The following is a 14,250-nucleotide window of genomic DNA, read 5'->3' on the forward strand; positions in this document are numbered from 1 at the left end:
GTCCTCTCGTCGGGCCGCCCGACCGCGGGGTCAGGACGGCAGTGCGCGCCGGAACCGGCGAAGGTCGCCGACCAGCAGTTCGGGTTGTTCCATCGCGGCGAAGTGGCCACCGCGGTCGAACTCCGTCCACGTCACGATGCCGGTGAACGCCCGCTCGGCGAACGGGCGGATGGGCAGCACCGAGTCGTCCGGGAAGACGGCCACGCCGAGCGGCACGGACGACGGCGGTGGTGGCGGCGGGGGCGGCGAGGCGGTCGGCAGCGTGCCGGCCATCTCGAAGTACAGGCCCGCGGCGGAGGCGGCGGTGCCGGTCAGCCAGTAGAGCATGACGTTGGTGAGCAGCTGGTCGCGGTCGACGGCGTCTTCGGGCACCTTCGCCGCGCCGCTCCACTCCCGGACCTTCTCCACGATCCAGGCCAGCTGCCCGGCCGGTGAGTCGGTCAGCGCGTAGGAGAGGGTGCGGGGGCTGCTCGCCTGCAGCCGCATGTAGGCGGATCGGTCGTCCAAAAAGGACTTGAGCCGCTCCAGGCGGGCGAGGTCGACCGGAGCCAGGTCCGCGAAGGCCGCGGGATCGGCGGGCGGCGGCGTGACGAGGAAGTTCACGTGCACGCCGAGGACGTGTCCGGGGTCGACCGCGGGCAGGGTGAGGCTGATCCAGGCCCCGACGTCGCCGCCCTGCGGGATGTACTCCTCGTAGCCGAGGCGGCGCATGAGCTCGGCCCAGGCGCGGGCGATCCGGGTGATGTCCCACCCCGGCTCGGGCACCGGACCGGAGAAGCCGAACCCCGGCAGGGACGGGATGACCAGGTGGAAGGCGTCGGCGGGGTCGCCGCCGTGCGCGCGCGGGTCGGTGAGCGGCCCGATCACCGACTGGAACTCGGCGATCGACCCGGGCCACCCGTGGCTGAGGAGCAGGGGAACGGCGCCGGGCTCGGGCGAGCGGACGTGCAGGAAATGGATCCGGGCGCCGTCGATCTCGGTCACGAACTGCGGAAAACCGTTGAGCCGCGCCTCCGCGGCCCGCCAGTCGTATTCGGTCCGCCAGTATTCTGCCAATTCCTTCAGATAAGCGGGTGGTACGCCGCGTTCCCACCCGGCGTCGAACCGCTCGTCCGGCCAGCGCGTGGCGGCGAGCCGGCGGCGCAATTCGGCGAGGTCGGCCTCGGGGACCTCGATCCGGAAAGGTTTCATTCGTCTCTTCCCCTCTGCGGCGCGGTCGTCAAACGCCCGCGGCCGCGCGCCCCTTCAGGTAGGCCGGGCAGTTCTTGCGCCCGTTCATGATGAAGCTGCCCTGCGGTTCGAGCCGGTCGCGCTCGACGGCGAGCTCGAGGGCGGGGTACCGCTCGAACAGCGCCGGCAGCATGATCAGCGTGGCCACCGTCGCCAGCCGCACGCCGAGGCAGTAGTGCACGCCGTGGCCGAAGGACAGGAACGTCTTGTCCGCGCGCCGGGCGTCGAACACGTCCGCGGTGTCGCCGTGCAGCTTCGGGTCGCGCCCGATCGCCGCGTAGTCGATCAGCACCGCGTCGCCCTCGGCGATGGTGACGCCGCCGAGGCCGAACTCTTCGGTGGCGAAGCGGAAGGGCAGGTGCGCGACGGGGCATTCGACGCGCAGGGTCTCGTCCATCACGTCGGTCCACGTCACCTCGCCGTCGGCCAGCTGACGGCGCAGCACCGGGTCGGCGAGCACGGCGATGATGGCGTAGTTCAGCGAGTTCACCATCGTCTCGGACCCGGCGCCGAGCATCAGGTGCAGCGTCCCGATCAGCTCGGTGTCGGTCAGCCGCGATCCGTCCTCCTCCTGCGCGGCGATGAGCGCGCTGGTCAGGTCGTCGCCCGGGTGATCGTGTTTGTAGGCGACCAGGTCGGCGATCGCCTGCTCCCACTGGTCGACGTTGGCTTCGGCCTCTTCGGGCGTGAGCCGGGTGTCCACATTGACGTGTCCGCCGCGCAGCACCTCGTCGCGCGCTTCGTCGGGGACGCCGAACAGCTCGCACATCAGCCGGGCGGGCAGCGCCTGGCAGTAGCGCTGCTTGAGGTCGACGACCTCGTCCGGGTCGCCGGCCCCCAGCTCGTCGAGCAGGTCGTCGACGATCGCCCGGATCCGCGGCACCATCGCGTCGACCCGGCCGGTGGTGAACGCCTTGAGCAGCAGCCGGCGCAGGCGGGCGTGGTCTTCGCCGTCGTGGGTGGCCATGTTGTCCATCACCACCCAGCTGATCATCGGCCAGTCACGCGGGATCTCCCCGTTGACGTAAGCCGGCCAGCTGCGGCGCGGGTTCTTCGAAAACCGTTCGTCCAGCAGGATCTTCTTGGCCAGTTCGTAGTCGTGCACCGACCAGGCGAGGACACCGCCGGGCAGTTCCACCCGCGCGATCGGGCCCTGCTCCCGGAGCCGGGCGCTTTCCGCGTGGGTGTCCTTGCCCTGCGGGTCGAGGACGTACGGGCACTGGTTCTGGGTCATGACGGCTGCTCCCCTGGAAATGGCGCTCGGCGGGATTCGCGGGGGTCTGGCCGATCTGATCCGGGGATCGTCGGCAACCGCGGCGCGACTCCACCACGGTATAACTGCCGTCAGGAATTCACTTCTTCCGGAATGCTTTCGGGGCACCGGCATTCTGCGAGATGTCGCCGCGGAGCGCATTGCTATCTTCAATCAAGTAAGCGCTACCCGGGCCGTCGACGAGGTCACTTCGAAGATTTCGACGGCGATTTACGAAACTTTCGGGCGGTGCCGGAACCGGCGCCACCGCGGAAAGCGCTGTCAATCAAGCAAATTCATTCGAAATGTGCAGGACCTCGGAGAAATGGGAGGGAATCGATGACGGTCACCGAGATCGGCGCCGGACGCGACCCGCGCCGCTGGGCGGCACTCGTGCTGTTGTGCATGGCGAGCTTCATGATGATCCTCGACTCGCAGATCGTGATCCTGGCGCTGCCGGCCATCCAGCAGGGGCTGGACATGGCACCGGGAGCGGCCCAGTGGATCCTGACCGCCAACGCGATCACCTTCGGCGGGCTGCTCCTGCTCGGCGGCCGGATGGCGGACCTGCTGGGCCGCCGGCTGGTGTTCATGCTCGGCGTGGGCGGCTTCCTGGGCACCTCGCTGGTGTCGGGGCTGGCGTGGAACGGCGACGTGCTGGTGGGGGCCCGTGCGCTGCACGGCCTGTCGTCGGCGTTGATGGTGCCCAGTGCGCTGTCGATCCTGATGAACACCTTCCCCGAAGGCCGCGAGCGCAACCGGGCCATCGCCGCGTGGTCGGCGGTGGGCGGCATCGGAGCGACCGCCGGCCTCCTGGTCGGCGGGCAGCTGACCACCGCGCTGGGCTGGCAGTGGGTCTTCCTCGTCAACGTCCCGGTGGTGCTCGCGGTCCTGGTGGTGAGCCCGTTCATCCTGCGCGAGAGCCGCGACCACGGCCGGCGGCGCACGTTCGACCTGGCCGGCGCGGTCACCAGCACCGGCGCGCTGCTCGTCCTGATCTACGCGCTCGTCAACGCCCCGGCCGCCGGGTGGGGGAGCGGCCGGACGCTCGGCCTGTTCGGCGCCGCCGCGGTGCTCATCGCCCTGTTCTTCGTGATCGAAGCCCGCTCCGCCGCCCCGCTGGTGCCGCTGCCGCTGCTGCGCCGCCGGAGCGTGCTGACCGGCAACCTGCTGATGGGTCTCGTCGCGATGGTCGCGTGGGGCGAAGGGGTGCTGATCTCCCTGCACACCCAGCAGGTGCTCGGGTACACGGCCTTCCAGTCCGGCCTGGCCAGCTGCGTCATGCCCATCCTCGCGGTGCTGGGCGCCTACATCGGCCAGGCGCTGGTCACCCGGCGCGGTTTCCGGCTCGCCGCGGCGGCCGCTGCCCTCGTGCTCGGGCTGGCGTGCGCCCTGCTGGCCCGCATCCCGGTCGACGGCCGGTTCGCCGCCGACATCCTGCTGCCGCTGGTCCTGTTCGGGCTCGGGCTGGGCGTGGGCAACACGACCGCGTCGATCGTCGCGCTCGACGGCGTGGCCGAGCCGGAGTCCGGGCTGGCGTCCGGGCTCAACTCGGCCGGGTTCCAGATCGGCGGCGCGTTCGGCGTCGCGCTCGTCACGACGGTCGCGGTGGCCGTCTCGGCCGGGTCCACCGAGCCGGCCCGGCTGGCCGCCGGCTTCCACGCCGGCTTCGTGGCGTTGGTGATCGTCGCCGCGGTCACCGTCGCGACGGCGTTGTTCCTGCCCGCCTTCGTCCGCCGGGCCGGGTCGCGGCCCACCGCGGTGCCGGCGGCGGACGAACTCGGGAAAGCCGCGTGAGCGTGCCGGAAACCGGCATTCTCCGAGAAGCGTCCCCGTGCCCGAACCACTACACAGGCAGAGTGCCCCACCTCTGCCCTCGAGTGCCCCCCTCGAAAGGAGCCGTCGGACAATGAGCTCACCGCAGGTCGCCCGGCCCCCCGTCGTGTCCCGCGAAGAATGGCTGGCCGCGCGCAAGAACCTGCAGGCGCAGGAAGAGGAGGCCGCGCGCACGCTCGCCGCGCTCGGTGCCGCCCGGCAGGCGCTGCCCGCCGTGGCGGTCGGCAAGGAGTACGTCTTCGAAGGACCGGACGGGAAGCTGAGCCTGCTCGACCTGTTCGAAGGCCGCAGTCAGCTGATCGTGTACCACTTCATGTTCGGGCCGGACTGGGACGCGGGCTGCAAGTTCTGCTCCTACCTGGTGGACAACCTCGGCCACCTGGCGCACCTGCACGCGCGGGACACCTCGATCGCGCTGGTCTCCCGGGCGCCGATCGCGAAGATCACCGCGTTCAAGGCGCGCATGGGCTGGTCGGTGCCCTGGTACTCGTCCTTCGGCAGCGACTTCAACTACGACTTCCACGTCACCCAGGACGAGTCCGTGGCGCCGGTGGAGTACCTGTTCAAGACGAAGGCCGAGCTGCTGGCCGAAGGTCTGGACCACATGACCGTGGGTGAACAGGCCGGGCTGAGCAGTTTCGTCCGCGACGGCGACACCGTCCTCCACGCCTACTCGACGTACGGCGAAGGCACCGCGCTGCTGCACGGCACCGACAACTACCTCGAGTTCACCCCGCAAGGCCGTCCGGTCTTCGCGGAGAAGAACGACTGGCTGCGCCACCACGACGCCTATCCCGGCTCCGGAGGTTGACGATCATGGGGATCGACGCGGAACACCCGCCGCAGGTGTCGGTGGTCATGCCGACGTACAACCGCTGCGAACTGCTGCGCAGCCAGCTGGCGCAGCTGACCCGGCAAACGCTGCCGGCCACGGAGTTCGAGGTGGTCGTCGCCGACGACGGCTCGTCGGACGGCACCCGGGCCGTGGTGGCCTCGTTCGAGGACGAGCTGCGCCTGAAGTACTGCTTCCAGGAGGACCTGGGCAACCGGGTCGGCACGGCTCGCAACGCGGGCGCCGCCGCGGCCGCCGCGCCCGTCCTGGTCTTCCTCGACACCGGGCCGCTGTTCGGCACGGACTTCGTGGCGCAGCACCTGGCCCTGCACCGCGACCCGGCGCACCGCCGGGCGATCGTCGGCTACGCCCACGGCTACAACCCCGAGAAGACCATGACGTGGGTGAACGACGAGGTGGCCCGGCTCGGTCCGGAAGGGACGGTCGCGCGGTACGCCGACGACCCGGAGTTCCGCGACGTCCGGTACGGGTTGTTCGAAGAGATCGGCTTCGACCTGTCCCGGCGGCTCGCACCGTGGCAGCTGTTCTTCAGCCTCAACATCTCCATGCGCGCCGAGGACTTCCACGCCGTCGGCGGGTTCGACGAGGCCTTCAACGGGGCGTGGGGTGCGGAGGACCTCGAGCTCGGCTTCAAGCTGTTCCGCAGCGGGGTGGAGTTCCGGCTGAGCTTCGACGCGTGGGTCATCGACGTGCCGCACGAGCGGGACCTGTTCGACCTGCGCGAACAGCTGTACCGCCAGTTCCTGGTCCTGCTGGACCTGCACCGGGAGCCGCTGTTCGAGATCGGGTGCGCGCTGACCGCCCACCACCTCCTGTGGAGCTGGGAGGCCGACTACGGCGCCCTGCTGGCCTGGGAGCGGGAGGCGGCCGGCCGCAGCGTGGCGGCGGAGATCGCCGACGCGCTCGGTGACCTGCCGCCGGGCACGAGCATCGCGGTGTTCGGGGCCGGCGGCGAACTCCCGCCGGGAGCGCCGCCGATGACGGTGCTGGACTTCGACCGGGCGCTGGTGGACCGGGCCGCCGCCGGCAGTGTCCACACCGGACACCACGCCCTCGGCCTGCGCACACCGCTGGCCGATGCGTCGGTGGACGTCGTGGTCGTCACCTCCCGCCTGGCGGGGCTGTGGGACCGGTGGTCGCGCGACCTGCTGGCCGAGGCGCGGCGGGTCGGGCGGGACGTGCGGGTGTTCCCCGGGGCCGTCGAGCGGGGAGGCCGGCCGTGAGCGAGCGCAGCAGCGGAACCGCCGCCGAAGTGCGGCAGACGGCGGACGCCGAGCGGGCCACGCCCGGCGTGGCCCGCGCGCGGTGGGCCATCACCGGGGTCTTCTTCATCAACGGGCTGCTCCTGTCCACCTACCTGGTCCGGATCCCGTCGCTGAAGGCGAGCCTGGGACTCACCGAGTCCCAGCTCGGCGTGGTGCTGACGTGCTACGGCGTCGCGGCCGTGCTGGCGATGCAGTCGGTCGGCCGGCTCGTGGCCCGGTTCGGCAGCGCCCGCGTCATCCTGGTCACGCTGGCCGCGTTGCCGTTCGCGCTGGTCGCCATCGGGTTCGCCGGCGACGTCGTCGAGCTGGCCGCCGCGGTGACGGTGGCCGGGGCGGCGGCGGGCACGATCGACGCGGCGATGAACGCCCACGCGGTGGTGGTGGAGCGGCTCCACCGGCGGCCGATCATGAACGGCTGCCACGCGGCGTGGAGCATCAGCGCGATCGTCGCGTCGCTGCTCGGGGCCGCGGTGATCCGCGCGAACGTGTCCGTGGCGGAGCACACCCTGTGGGTGGGCGGCTTGCTGCTGCCGGCCGCGATCCCGGTCGCGTTGGGTCTGCTGCCCGCCTCGGCGGACCGGGAGCCGAAGCTCGCGAACCACACGAAGCCGGCAGGGAAGGCGCGCTACGGCTGGACGGGTGCGGTGCTGGTGTTCGGCTGCCTCGGCCTGGTGCTGATGCTCTGCGAGGCGGCGGTGATCAGCTGGAGCGGGGTGTTCCTGCACGAGGGCCGCGGCGCGACCCTGGCGGTGGCGGCGCTGGGCTACGGGGCCTACACGCTGTTCCAGACGTTCGGCAGGCTGGCCGGCGACCCCCTGACCGAGCGCTTCGGCCGGGTCCGGATGTTCCGCGCCCACGCGCTCGTCGCGGTCGCCGGCTTCGTCGTGGTGCTCGCCGGCCGGACACCGCTGGTGTCGCTGGCCGGGTTCGCGGTGCTGGGCTTCGGCACGTCGGTCCTGGTCCCGCTGATCTTCAGCGCGGTCGGCCACGCGGGCGGCCAGGGCCCCGGAGCCGCCCGGTTCGTCTCCCGGGCCACGACGTTCACCTACGCCGGCATCCTGATCGGCCCCGCCCTGGTCGGCTGGCTGGCCCAGGGTGTGGGCCTGAACTGGACGTTCGCGGCGCTGATTCCCCTGATGGTGCTCACGGCGCTCAGCGCCCGCGTGATGCGGCCGCCGTCAGGTGACGGCGCGGGTCCTGTCGGTGGGTAGCGCTACGGTCGCGGGGTGACGCTGCTGGGGAGCTTGGAAGACGACGAGTACCTGCCCGAGTACGGGACCTTGGTGATCCGCGACCGCTACGCCGCGGACGGGCTGGAGCCGCTGGAGAACGAGCTGCTCGGTGAGCTGGCGACCGAAGCCCTGTCCGGCACGGTCGCCACGGCCGGGGACGGCTGGGTGCACGGGCACGCCGGCGACCCGTTCCAGTCGGTACGGCTCGAGGCCCACGACGCGCCGCCGCCGGTCGGGCTCGACGACTGGGAGGACGTGGTCGAGTCGCCGTTCCGCACCCGCAGCGGCCAGGTCGCCCTCGGGCTGCTCACCGGCGGCGAGGGGGACGGGACGCTGGAGCTCGGCCGGCGCGGGCTGTTCCGGGTGCGGGTCGCTCGCCGCGCGGCCGCGGCGGGGGAGGAGGGCGACGTCTGGCTGGTGCAGTTCTGGCCGTCCGCCGGCCCCGGCTTGCCCCGCTGGGTGCGGCGGACGCGGCCGGCGCTGTCCGCGCCCGATCCGGGGTGGCAGCAGGTGCTCGGCCATCCGGTGATGTCGGCCGCGTGGGCCGCCGCCGGGTTCGGCCCGCCCCGGCCGGACTCCTGGCTCGACGAGCCCCTGGACGGCGATCCTCCGGACGCGGCGATCTGCGCGCAGCTCGGCGTCGCTCCGCCGGTGTCCCACCGCGACGCGGTCGCGCTCCTGGTCGCGGCGGGCGTGCTCGTCGCGGACGGCGACGGGCACCGGCTCGCCGACCACCCGCCGCTCGCGGCGGAGCGAGTCTCGCTGCCGGAAGGTCTGGCCGCGCAGGTGGAGCGGGCGGCCGCCAGTGCCCGGTACACCTGGGCCGCGGCGGACCTCACCAGCGTCGCCGCGTGGGGCGATCCCGCGCCGCTCGGCGACCTCGCCGAGCGGCTGCTCGTCGCGCCGGGCGAGGTTCCCGGCTTGCTTGCCTACGCCGTGTCGGACCACTTGGTGCAGCGGGTCGGCGAGGGCATCGCGGCGCTGCCGCGGCGGCGGCCGGAGCGGGTGTCGACGCCCGTACCGGTGGTGGTGCCGTCGCGGTCGGAGCACCCGGCCACGGTTCCTGGTGCGCCGCCGCGGGCCGGCGTCGTCGGTGGCAACGGTGAGGTCATCGTGTGGCGGGCGGGCGACCCGGTCGTGCTCGGCCGGGTCCCTGACCAGTACCGCTACCGCGCGCACGAGACACCGGCGGGGATCGCGGTGGCCACGTCCGGCGGCCCGGGAATGCTGGTGCGGTGGGACGGCACGAGCGAGCGGCTGCCCGTCGACCTCGGCACCCACCCGGCCCGCAGCGCCGACGGGCGGTTCCTCGCCGGGGTCGAGCACCACGTCGGGCGCCGGTCGTGGGACCGGCCGCACCTGCTGGACGTCACCACCGGCGAGGTGGTGAGCCTGCCCCGGACCGACGAGCTGACGCGTCGCGCGCTGGCCGTGGTCGACGGCGCCCTGATCTACGCCGACGGCTTCCAGGCCGGCAGCCGGACGTTCCGCTGGCGCCCGGGCGCCGACCCCGAGCCGCTCGCGCCCGATCTCTGGCAGATCGACCCGCTCTCGGGCGCGGCGCTGGAACGCGGCGCCGACGGCGTCTTCCGGCACGACCCGGCCGGCGCTCGCACCCCGCTGCCGGCCGACCGGCCGTACGAGCTCGTCCCGGGCGGCGGGCTGCTGTACGCGTTCCGGTACGCGCCGCCGTCGGTCTGGCTCCTCGCCGGCGGCGAACCGGAGGAACACCCGGTGCCGGAAGGCTGCGACCTCAGCACGGCGATCCCCTCGGCCCCGTTCTGGGAGACACCCACGACGCTGGTGTTCACCGGCGAGCGCGGCGGCGTGAGCCGGCTGGTGCGCTGGGAGATCCGGTCCGGCCGGTTCGAGCACTTCGACCTGCCGGCCCTGGCCGGGTACCGGCCGTTCGCCGTCCAGCCCATCCTGCGGCCACGGCCGGGACTCCCGGCGCACTGAACGAGAACGGTCCGGAAACTCAGTCTCTGGTCTGAGAAAAGCCGTCGCAAATCCCAGTTCCTGGCCTGAGGACAATACGCCACACCCCCGCGTAGCTTCATTCTCGGCCACGGCGAAACGGGAGGTCCGACCATGAACAACAACCGGAAATCCACCTCAGCGGCCACCGCCGGGCGCCGCGACAGGTTCGGGGCGCTGGCGAGAATCGACGTCGTCGGGCTCACCATCGATCTCGCGGTGGCCACGGCTTTTCTGGTGGTCCTCGCCAAGGCGACCGGCGGCCCGCGGGACGAACCGGCCTGACGACGCGCCCTCCCCGGCGGCTCGTGAACCGCCGGGGAGGGGGTCCGGCGATCAGGTGCGCGCCAGCGCCACCTCGTCCGAGGCGAGGATGCCCCGGCGGAGGTTCTGCAGCCGCTCGGACGGCTGCAGGCCCAGCTCGCCGGCCAGTGCGTGCCGCAGGCGCTCGAAGACCTCCAGCGCTTCCGCCCGGCGGTCCACCCGGTGCAGCGAAAACATCAGGTACTCGTGGAACCGCTCGTGGTACGGGTGCTGGTGCACGAGCATCGACAGCTCGCTGACCAGCTCCCGGTGCCGGCCCAGGCGCAGCTCGCTTTCGATGCGCAGTTCCTTGGCCGCCACCCTGCGCTGCTCCAGCCGGGCGATCTCCGACCTGAGCGGGAGCCCGTGGTCGATGTCCGGCAGCACCGGGCCGGTCCACAGTTTTTCGGCGCGCCGCAGCAGTTCCACCGCCTTCACGCCGTCGCCGTCGGCCGCTGCGCGCTCGCCCGCGCCGGCCAGGCCGAGGTACTCGTGGAGGTCGAAGGAGCAGTCCGCCAGCTGGAACCGGTACCCCTCGCTGTGCGTCACCAGCACGGCGTTGCGCACGTGCTCGGGCGGCAGGTGCAGCCGCTCGGCGAGCCGGCGGCGCAGGTTGAGGATGTACGTCTGCAGCGCGGTCCGCGCCCGCCGGGGCGGCTCGGCCGGCCACAGTTCGTCGATCAGCTGGTGCACCGGGACGACGCGCGCGTAGTTGAACAGCAGCAGTGCGAGCACTTCACGCTCCTTCGGCGCGCTGGGCGCGGCTTCGGTGCGATGTCGCCCGCGGATGGACAAGTTGCCCAGGATCGTGATGGTGGTGCGGTCCCCCATTGTTTCTCCTTTGCAGGAAATGTTTTCCATATCGAATGCGGAAGTGTTGCCGACCGAATCGCCGGCCACGTTCGGAATACATCCCGAAAAGCCGGAATCTCGCCGGCCCCCTGATGCCGGTGCGCTCGCTCGTCAACAACCCCCGAGCTTCGTATCGTACACCGTACAGAACTCGCCAATCGCGATTAATCGAAATCGGCCGACCGGTCGAAAACGGCTGAAACCATGAAATCACTGTGATCATCCAGCGGATCTCGTGGCCATATCCCCGCAGTGGCACGGATTCGGCCGACCGGTGTCGAGGGTCGCGGGGCTGGACATACCGGGGAGCGGAACGCCGGGCCGGTGTTCCGCTCCCCGCGTCAGTCCACCGCGGACCGCGCGACACCCGCGGAAGCCGGGGAAAGGCGCACGAACGCCGTGACGCCGGCGGCGAGCAGATCCGCGGCGGTCACCACGAGCCGGCTCATCGCGACGACCGCCACGATCGCGGACATCGACGGCCCGGCGAGCACGGCGTTCAGCACCAGCCCGAGCACGGCTTCGCGCGCCCCGAGCCCGGCGGGCAGCACGACCACCAGCACGCCGGCGACCGACGCCAGCGCGAACCCGCCGGCGAGCACCGCGGTCCCGGGCAGCCCGCCCACCGGCAACCCCTCGGTGAGCACCACCAGGTGCAACCCGGCGAGCAGCCACCCGGCCGCCATCAGGCCCAGTGCGCCGAAGACCGCTCGCGGCCCGGGGAGCACCACGGTCTTGCCCGTACGCCGCCGCACGATCGCCGCCGCCAGCCGGGTCAGCGGCGGGGTGCCGATGACCAGCAGGCCGGCCACGAGCATCGGCACGACGACCCACCACACCGGCTGGACCGCCGCCAGCGCGGGCACGGCCACCGAGCCGACCGCCAGGCCGGCGACCGTGGACACGAGCACGCTGGCCAGGAACGCGCTCGCCAGCAGGCCGGGCGGCTCACGCAGCTTGCGCGCGAGATCGGCGTGCGCGACCGCGGGCCACAGGCCGCCGGGCAGGTAGCGGCCCAGCCCGGCGACGAAGTACACCTTCGCCGCGACCGGCGTCGCCAGGCGGCAGCCGAACGCCGTGAGCAGCGCCCGCCAGCCCGCCATGCCCAGCCACCCGCCCGCCGCCGCGATCGCGACCGCGGCGGCGAAGCGGCCCCAGCCCAGCGACGTCACGACCGGGACGACGTCGCCGCGGTGCGTGAACAGCTGGTACCCCAGGAAGCCCAGCACCGCGGCGTAACAGCCGGTACGCACCAGGGCGAAGAGCCTGCGCCGGGTCACCGCCCACCGGCCAGCGAGATCCGGGTCCGCTGCAGGTCGTGGTCGGACAGCCCGGCCGGGTCGTCGAACCGGTAGTCGTGCACCCGCACCCCCGGTGTCGTCAACGTCCAGTCCAGCCGCCACAGCGGTGCGGCCGCCGGCCAGGACCCCGGGTAGAGCGACGAGCTCGCCCGGCCGGCGTCCACGAGCGTGCCGCGCAGGTCGTCGAGGTCGCCCATGGCCGGGCTGGTGTTGAAGTCACCCGCGACGAGCAGCGGGTTCGGGTTCGCGGCGATGTCTTCGGCGAGCCCGGCCAGCTGCGCCTTGCGCAGGCCGTCCCGCGCGTGGACGTAGCTGTAGAAGCCGCGGCTCAGCGGATTGCGGGTGACGTCGACCTGCACCGGCAGGTGGACGTTGTAGACGGTCAGGACCGACGAACCCACCTGCAGGTCGGTCCGCAGCACCTTCGCGCTCTCGAACACCTCCGGGTAGGGCGCGGCGTCGGGCAGGCCGCGGTCCGGGCCCACCCGCGGCCGAGCGAGCACGGGGTACCGCGACAACGTCAGCAGCTCGCCCCGGGCGACGAGGTGGTAGCCCGGGAACTCCGCGCGCAGCCGGGCCAGGTCGTCCGCGTCGCGCGCGCCGTCGGCTCCCACCTGGTCGACGTACTCCTGCAGCAGGTAGACGTCGGCCGGGTGGGCGTGCAGGTAGGCGTAGAACCGGTCCGGGTCGTCGGTCTGGTCCCAGTACTCGGTGTTCCAGGCGACGACGGTGGGCGCGTCCGCCGGGGCCGCGCCCTCGCCGCCGCCGAGCGCCGCCACGTTGATCCCGCTGCGTCCCGCGCCCGCCACCAGCGCGGCCACGGCCAGCACCAGCACCAGCCGGAACGCCGCCTTCGGCACACGTCGCCGCAGCAGCCGCGGCACCGCGAGGGCGATCGCGACCAGCAGCGGGCAGAGCCCGAAGGCGAGCGGCGGGACGAGCCCGGGCAGCAGCCACACCCACAGCTCGCCGGTGAACAGCACGTAGGCCACGGTGAACAGCAGCCAGGCCGCGGCGAACCCGACCAGCACCCGGGTGGCGGCGCACCACCGGCCCGGCCGCGGCGGGAGCAGCCGCTCCGGCTCTTCCAGGGTCTCCGCCGTCATGCCGGGACCTCGTCGTAGATGCGCCGGAACCGCGGGGACAGCACCCACTGCGCCGCGCCGGTCAGCACCCCGGCGGCGATGGCGACGTTGGACACCAGGTTGGTGCCGACGAAGAAGAGCCCGAAGCCGAAGCCGCGGCGGCGCGCGACGAACCGGTACATCGCCCCGTCGGCGGCGATCGACCCCAGCAGCAGGCCGGCCGGCACCACCGTCCACAGTGGTCCGGCGAGCACGGGCAGCGGCAGGGTCAGCACCGCGCCCAGCGCGGCCAGGCTGCCGGCCGCGCGGGCGGGCGACTCCGGTCCCTTGCCGAGCTTCTGCCCGCCGGCGAACAACGGCACCCGCAGCAGCGACCGGGTGAACACCTTGTTCAGCAGCACCGTCAGCTTGTCGTCGTGGTCGTGCCGGCCCCGCACAGCGGACGTGAGCCGCAGTTCGTAGTCCCGGCCCAGCCGGGCCCCGTAGTCGGCGTCCTCGGTGTGCCGCAGCTTGGCGTTGAACGGCCCGACCGCGGCGAACACCTCGGCCCGCATGGCCATCATCGCCGGGTAGATCCCGGAGATCGGGCCCTCGCACGCGACTTGCACGTAGTGCAGCTGCAGACTCCGGTAGCGCTCGACCGGCCCGTCGTCGATCAGCGGGTCGGCGTCGTAGATGCCGCACACCGCGCCGATGCGCTCGTCGGAACGCAGCAGGGTGACCGCGTTGGCGACCGCGTCCGGCGCGAGGCCGACGTCGGAGTCGAGGAAGAAGAACACCTCGCCGGTCGCGGCTTCCGCGCCGACGTTCCGGGCGCCGGCACAGCCCATGTTGACCGGCGTGTGCACCACCTTGGCGCCGAAGGACTGCGCCACCGCGACCGAGTCGTCGGTGCTGCCGTCGTCGACGACGATCACCTCGAGGCGCGGGTACGCCTGCTCGGCCAGCGCGGCCAGGCAGAGCCGCAGGGAGCGTTCGTAGTTGTAGTTGGGGATGATCACCGATACCAGCGGGGTCCGCTCGATCATGGGAGTACTCCGTCGATCCGTCCGGGGGTGGCGTCC

General features: G+C 72.5%; 12 protein-coding genes. 6 read left to right on the forward strand and 6 right to left on the reverse strand.

Going from position 1 to position 14,250, the window contains the following annotated elements; genetic code table 11:
* Nucleotides 1–30 precede the first annotated feature (30 nt).
* Both Q5425_RS41765 and Q5425_RS41770 read right to left on the reverse strand, forming a co-directional pair.
* On the reverse strand, nt 31–1,191 hold the full coding sequence (locus tag Q5425_RS41765; RefSeq protein WP_308677974.1) for an epoxide hydrolase: 1,161 nt from the start codon (nt 1,189–1,191) through the stop codon (nt 31–33).
* Nucleotides 1,192–1,219: 28 nt separating this feature from the next.
* Nucleotides 1,220–2,464 carry a cytochrome P450 gene (locus tag Q5425_RS41770; RefSeq protein ID WP_308677975.1) on the reverse strand — a complete coding sequence of 415 codons (1,245 nt, stop codon included), beginning with the start codon at nt 2,462–2,464 and terminating at the stop codon, nt 1,220–1,222.
* Between the two features lie 357 nt (nt 2,465–2,821).
* On the opposite strand from Q5425_RS41770, the gene Q5425_RS41775 reads away from it, so the two are divergent.
* The 6 genes from Q5425_RS41775 to Q5425_RS41800 all read left to right on the forward strand — a co-directional run bounded on the left by Q5425_RS41775 (nt 2,822) and on the right by Q5425_RS41800 (nt 9,930).
* The gene (locus tag Q5425_RS41775) at nt 2,822–4,279 is read left to right on the forward strand and encodes an MFS transporter (RefSeq protein ID WP_308677976.1); all 1,458 of its coding nucleotides are present in this window, start codon (nt 2,822–2,824) and stop codon (nt 4,277–4,279) included.
* Nucleotides 4,280–4,391: 112 nt separating this feature from the next.
* A complete protein-coding gene (locus Q5425_RS41780) occupies nt 4,392–5,129 on the forward strand; it encodes a DUF899 domain-containing protein (protein ID WP_308677977.1) in 738 nt (245 codons plus the stop codon).
* A 5-nt stretch (nt 5,130–5,134) separates the two neighbouring features.
* On the forward strand, nt 5,135–6,394 hold the full coding sequence (locus Q5425_RS41785) for a glycosyltransferase (protein WP_308677978.1): 1,260 nt from the start codon (nt 5,135–5,137) through the stop codon (nt 6,392–6,394).
* Nucleotides 6,391–7,647, forward strand: coding sequence for an MFS transporter (locus tag Q5425_RS41790; RefSeq protein ID WP_308677979.1), 1,257 nt, complete (start codon nt 6,391–6,393; stop codon nt 7,645–7,647). The genes Q5425_RS41785 and Q5425_RS41790 overlap by 4 nt, the downstream gene beginning before the upstream one ends.
* Nucleotides 7,648–7,662: 15 nt before the next feature.
* Nucleotides 7,663–9,627 carry a hypothetical protein gene (locus Q5425_RS41795; protein ID WP_308677980.1) on the forward strand — a complete coding sequence of 655 codons (1,965 nt, stop codon included), beginning with the start codon at nt 7,663–7,665 and terminating at the stop codon, nt 9,625–9,627.
* Between the two features lie 132 nt (nt 9,628–9,759).
* Nucleotides 9,760–9,930: a hypothetical protein gene (locus Q5425_RS41800; protein WP_308677981.1), complete on the forward strand. Its 171-nt coding sequence runs from the start codon at nt 9,760–9,762 to the stop codon at nt 9,928–9,930.
* A gap of 51 nt (nt 9,931–9,981) precedes the next feature.
* Here Q5425_RS41800 and Q5425_RS41805 read toward each other — a convergent pair whose 3' ends face one another.
* The 4 genes from Q5425_RS41805 to Q5425_RS41820 all read right to left on the reverse strand — a co-directional run bounded on the left by Q5425_RS41805 (nt 9,982) and on the right by Q5425_RS41820 (nt 14,214).
* A complete protein-coding gene (locus Q5425_RS41805) occupies nt 9,982–10,779 on the reverse strand; it encodes an AfsR/SARP family transcriptional regulator (protein ID WP_308677982.1) in 798 nt (265 codons plus the stop codon).
* 362 nt (nt 10,780–11,141) lie between these two features.
* Nucleotides 11,142–12,080, reverse strand: coding sequence for a hypothetical protein (locus Q5425_RS41810; RefSeq protein WP_308677983.1), 939 nt, complete (start codon nt 12,078–12,080; stop codon nt 11,142–11,144).
* Nucleotides 12,077–13,207: an endonuclease/exonuclease/phosphatase family protein gene (locus Q5425_RS41815; RefSeq protein WP_308677984.1), complete on the reverse strand. Its 1,131-nt coding sequence runs from the start codon at nt 13,205–13,207 to the stop codon at nt 12,077–12,079. The genes Q5425_RS41810 and Q5425_RS41815 overlap by 4 nt, the downstream gene beginning before the upstream one ends.
* Nucleotides 13,204–14,214 carry a glycosyltransferase family 2 protein gene (locus tag Q5425_RS41820; RefSeq protein ID WP_308677985.1) on the reverse strand — a complete coding sequence of 337 codons (1,011 nt, stop codon included), beginning with the start codon at nt 14,212–14,214 and terminating at the stop codon, nt 13,204–13,206. The genes Q5425_RS41815 and Q5425_RS41820 overlap by 4 nt, the downstream gene beginning before the upstream one ends.
* Nucleotides 14,215–14,250 lie beyond the last annotated feature (36 nt).

The sequence above is a fragment of the Amycolatopsis sp. A133 genome, from assembly GCF_031082405.1.
GTDB lineage: Bacteria > Actinomycetota > Actinomycetes > Mycobacteriales > Pseudonocardiaceae > Amycolatopsis.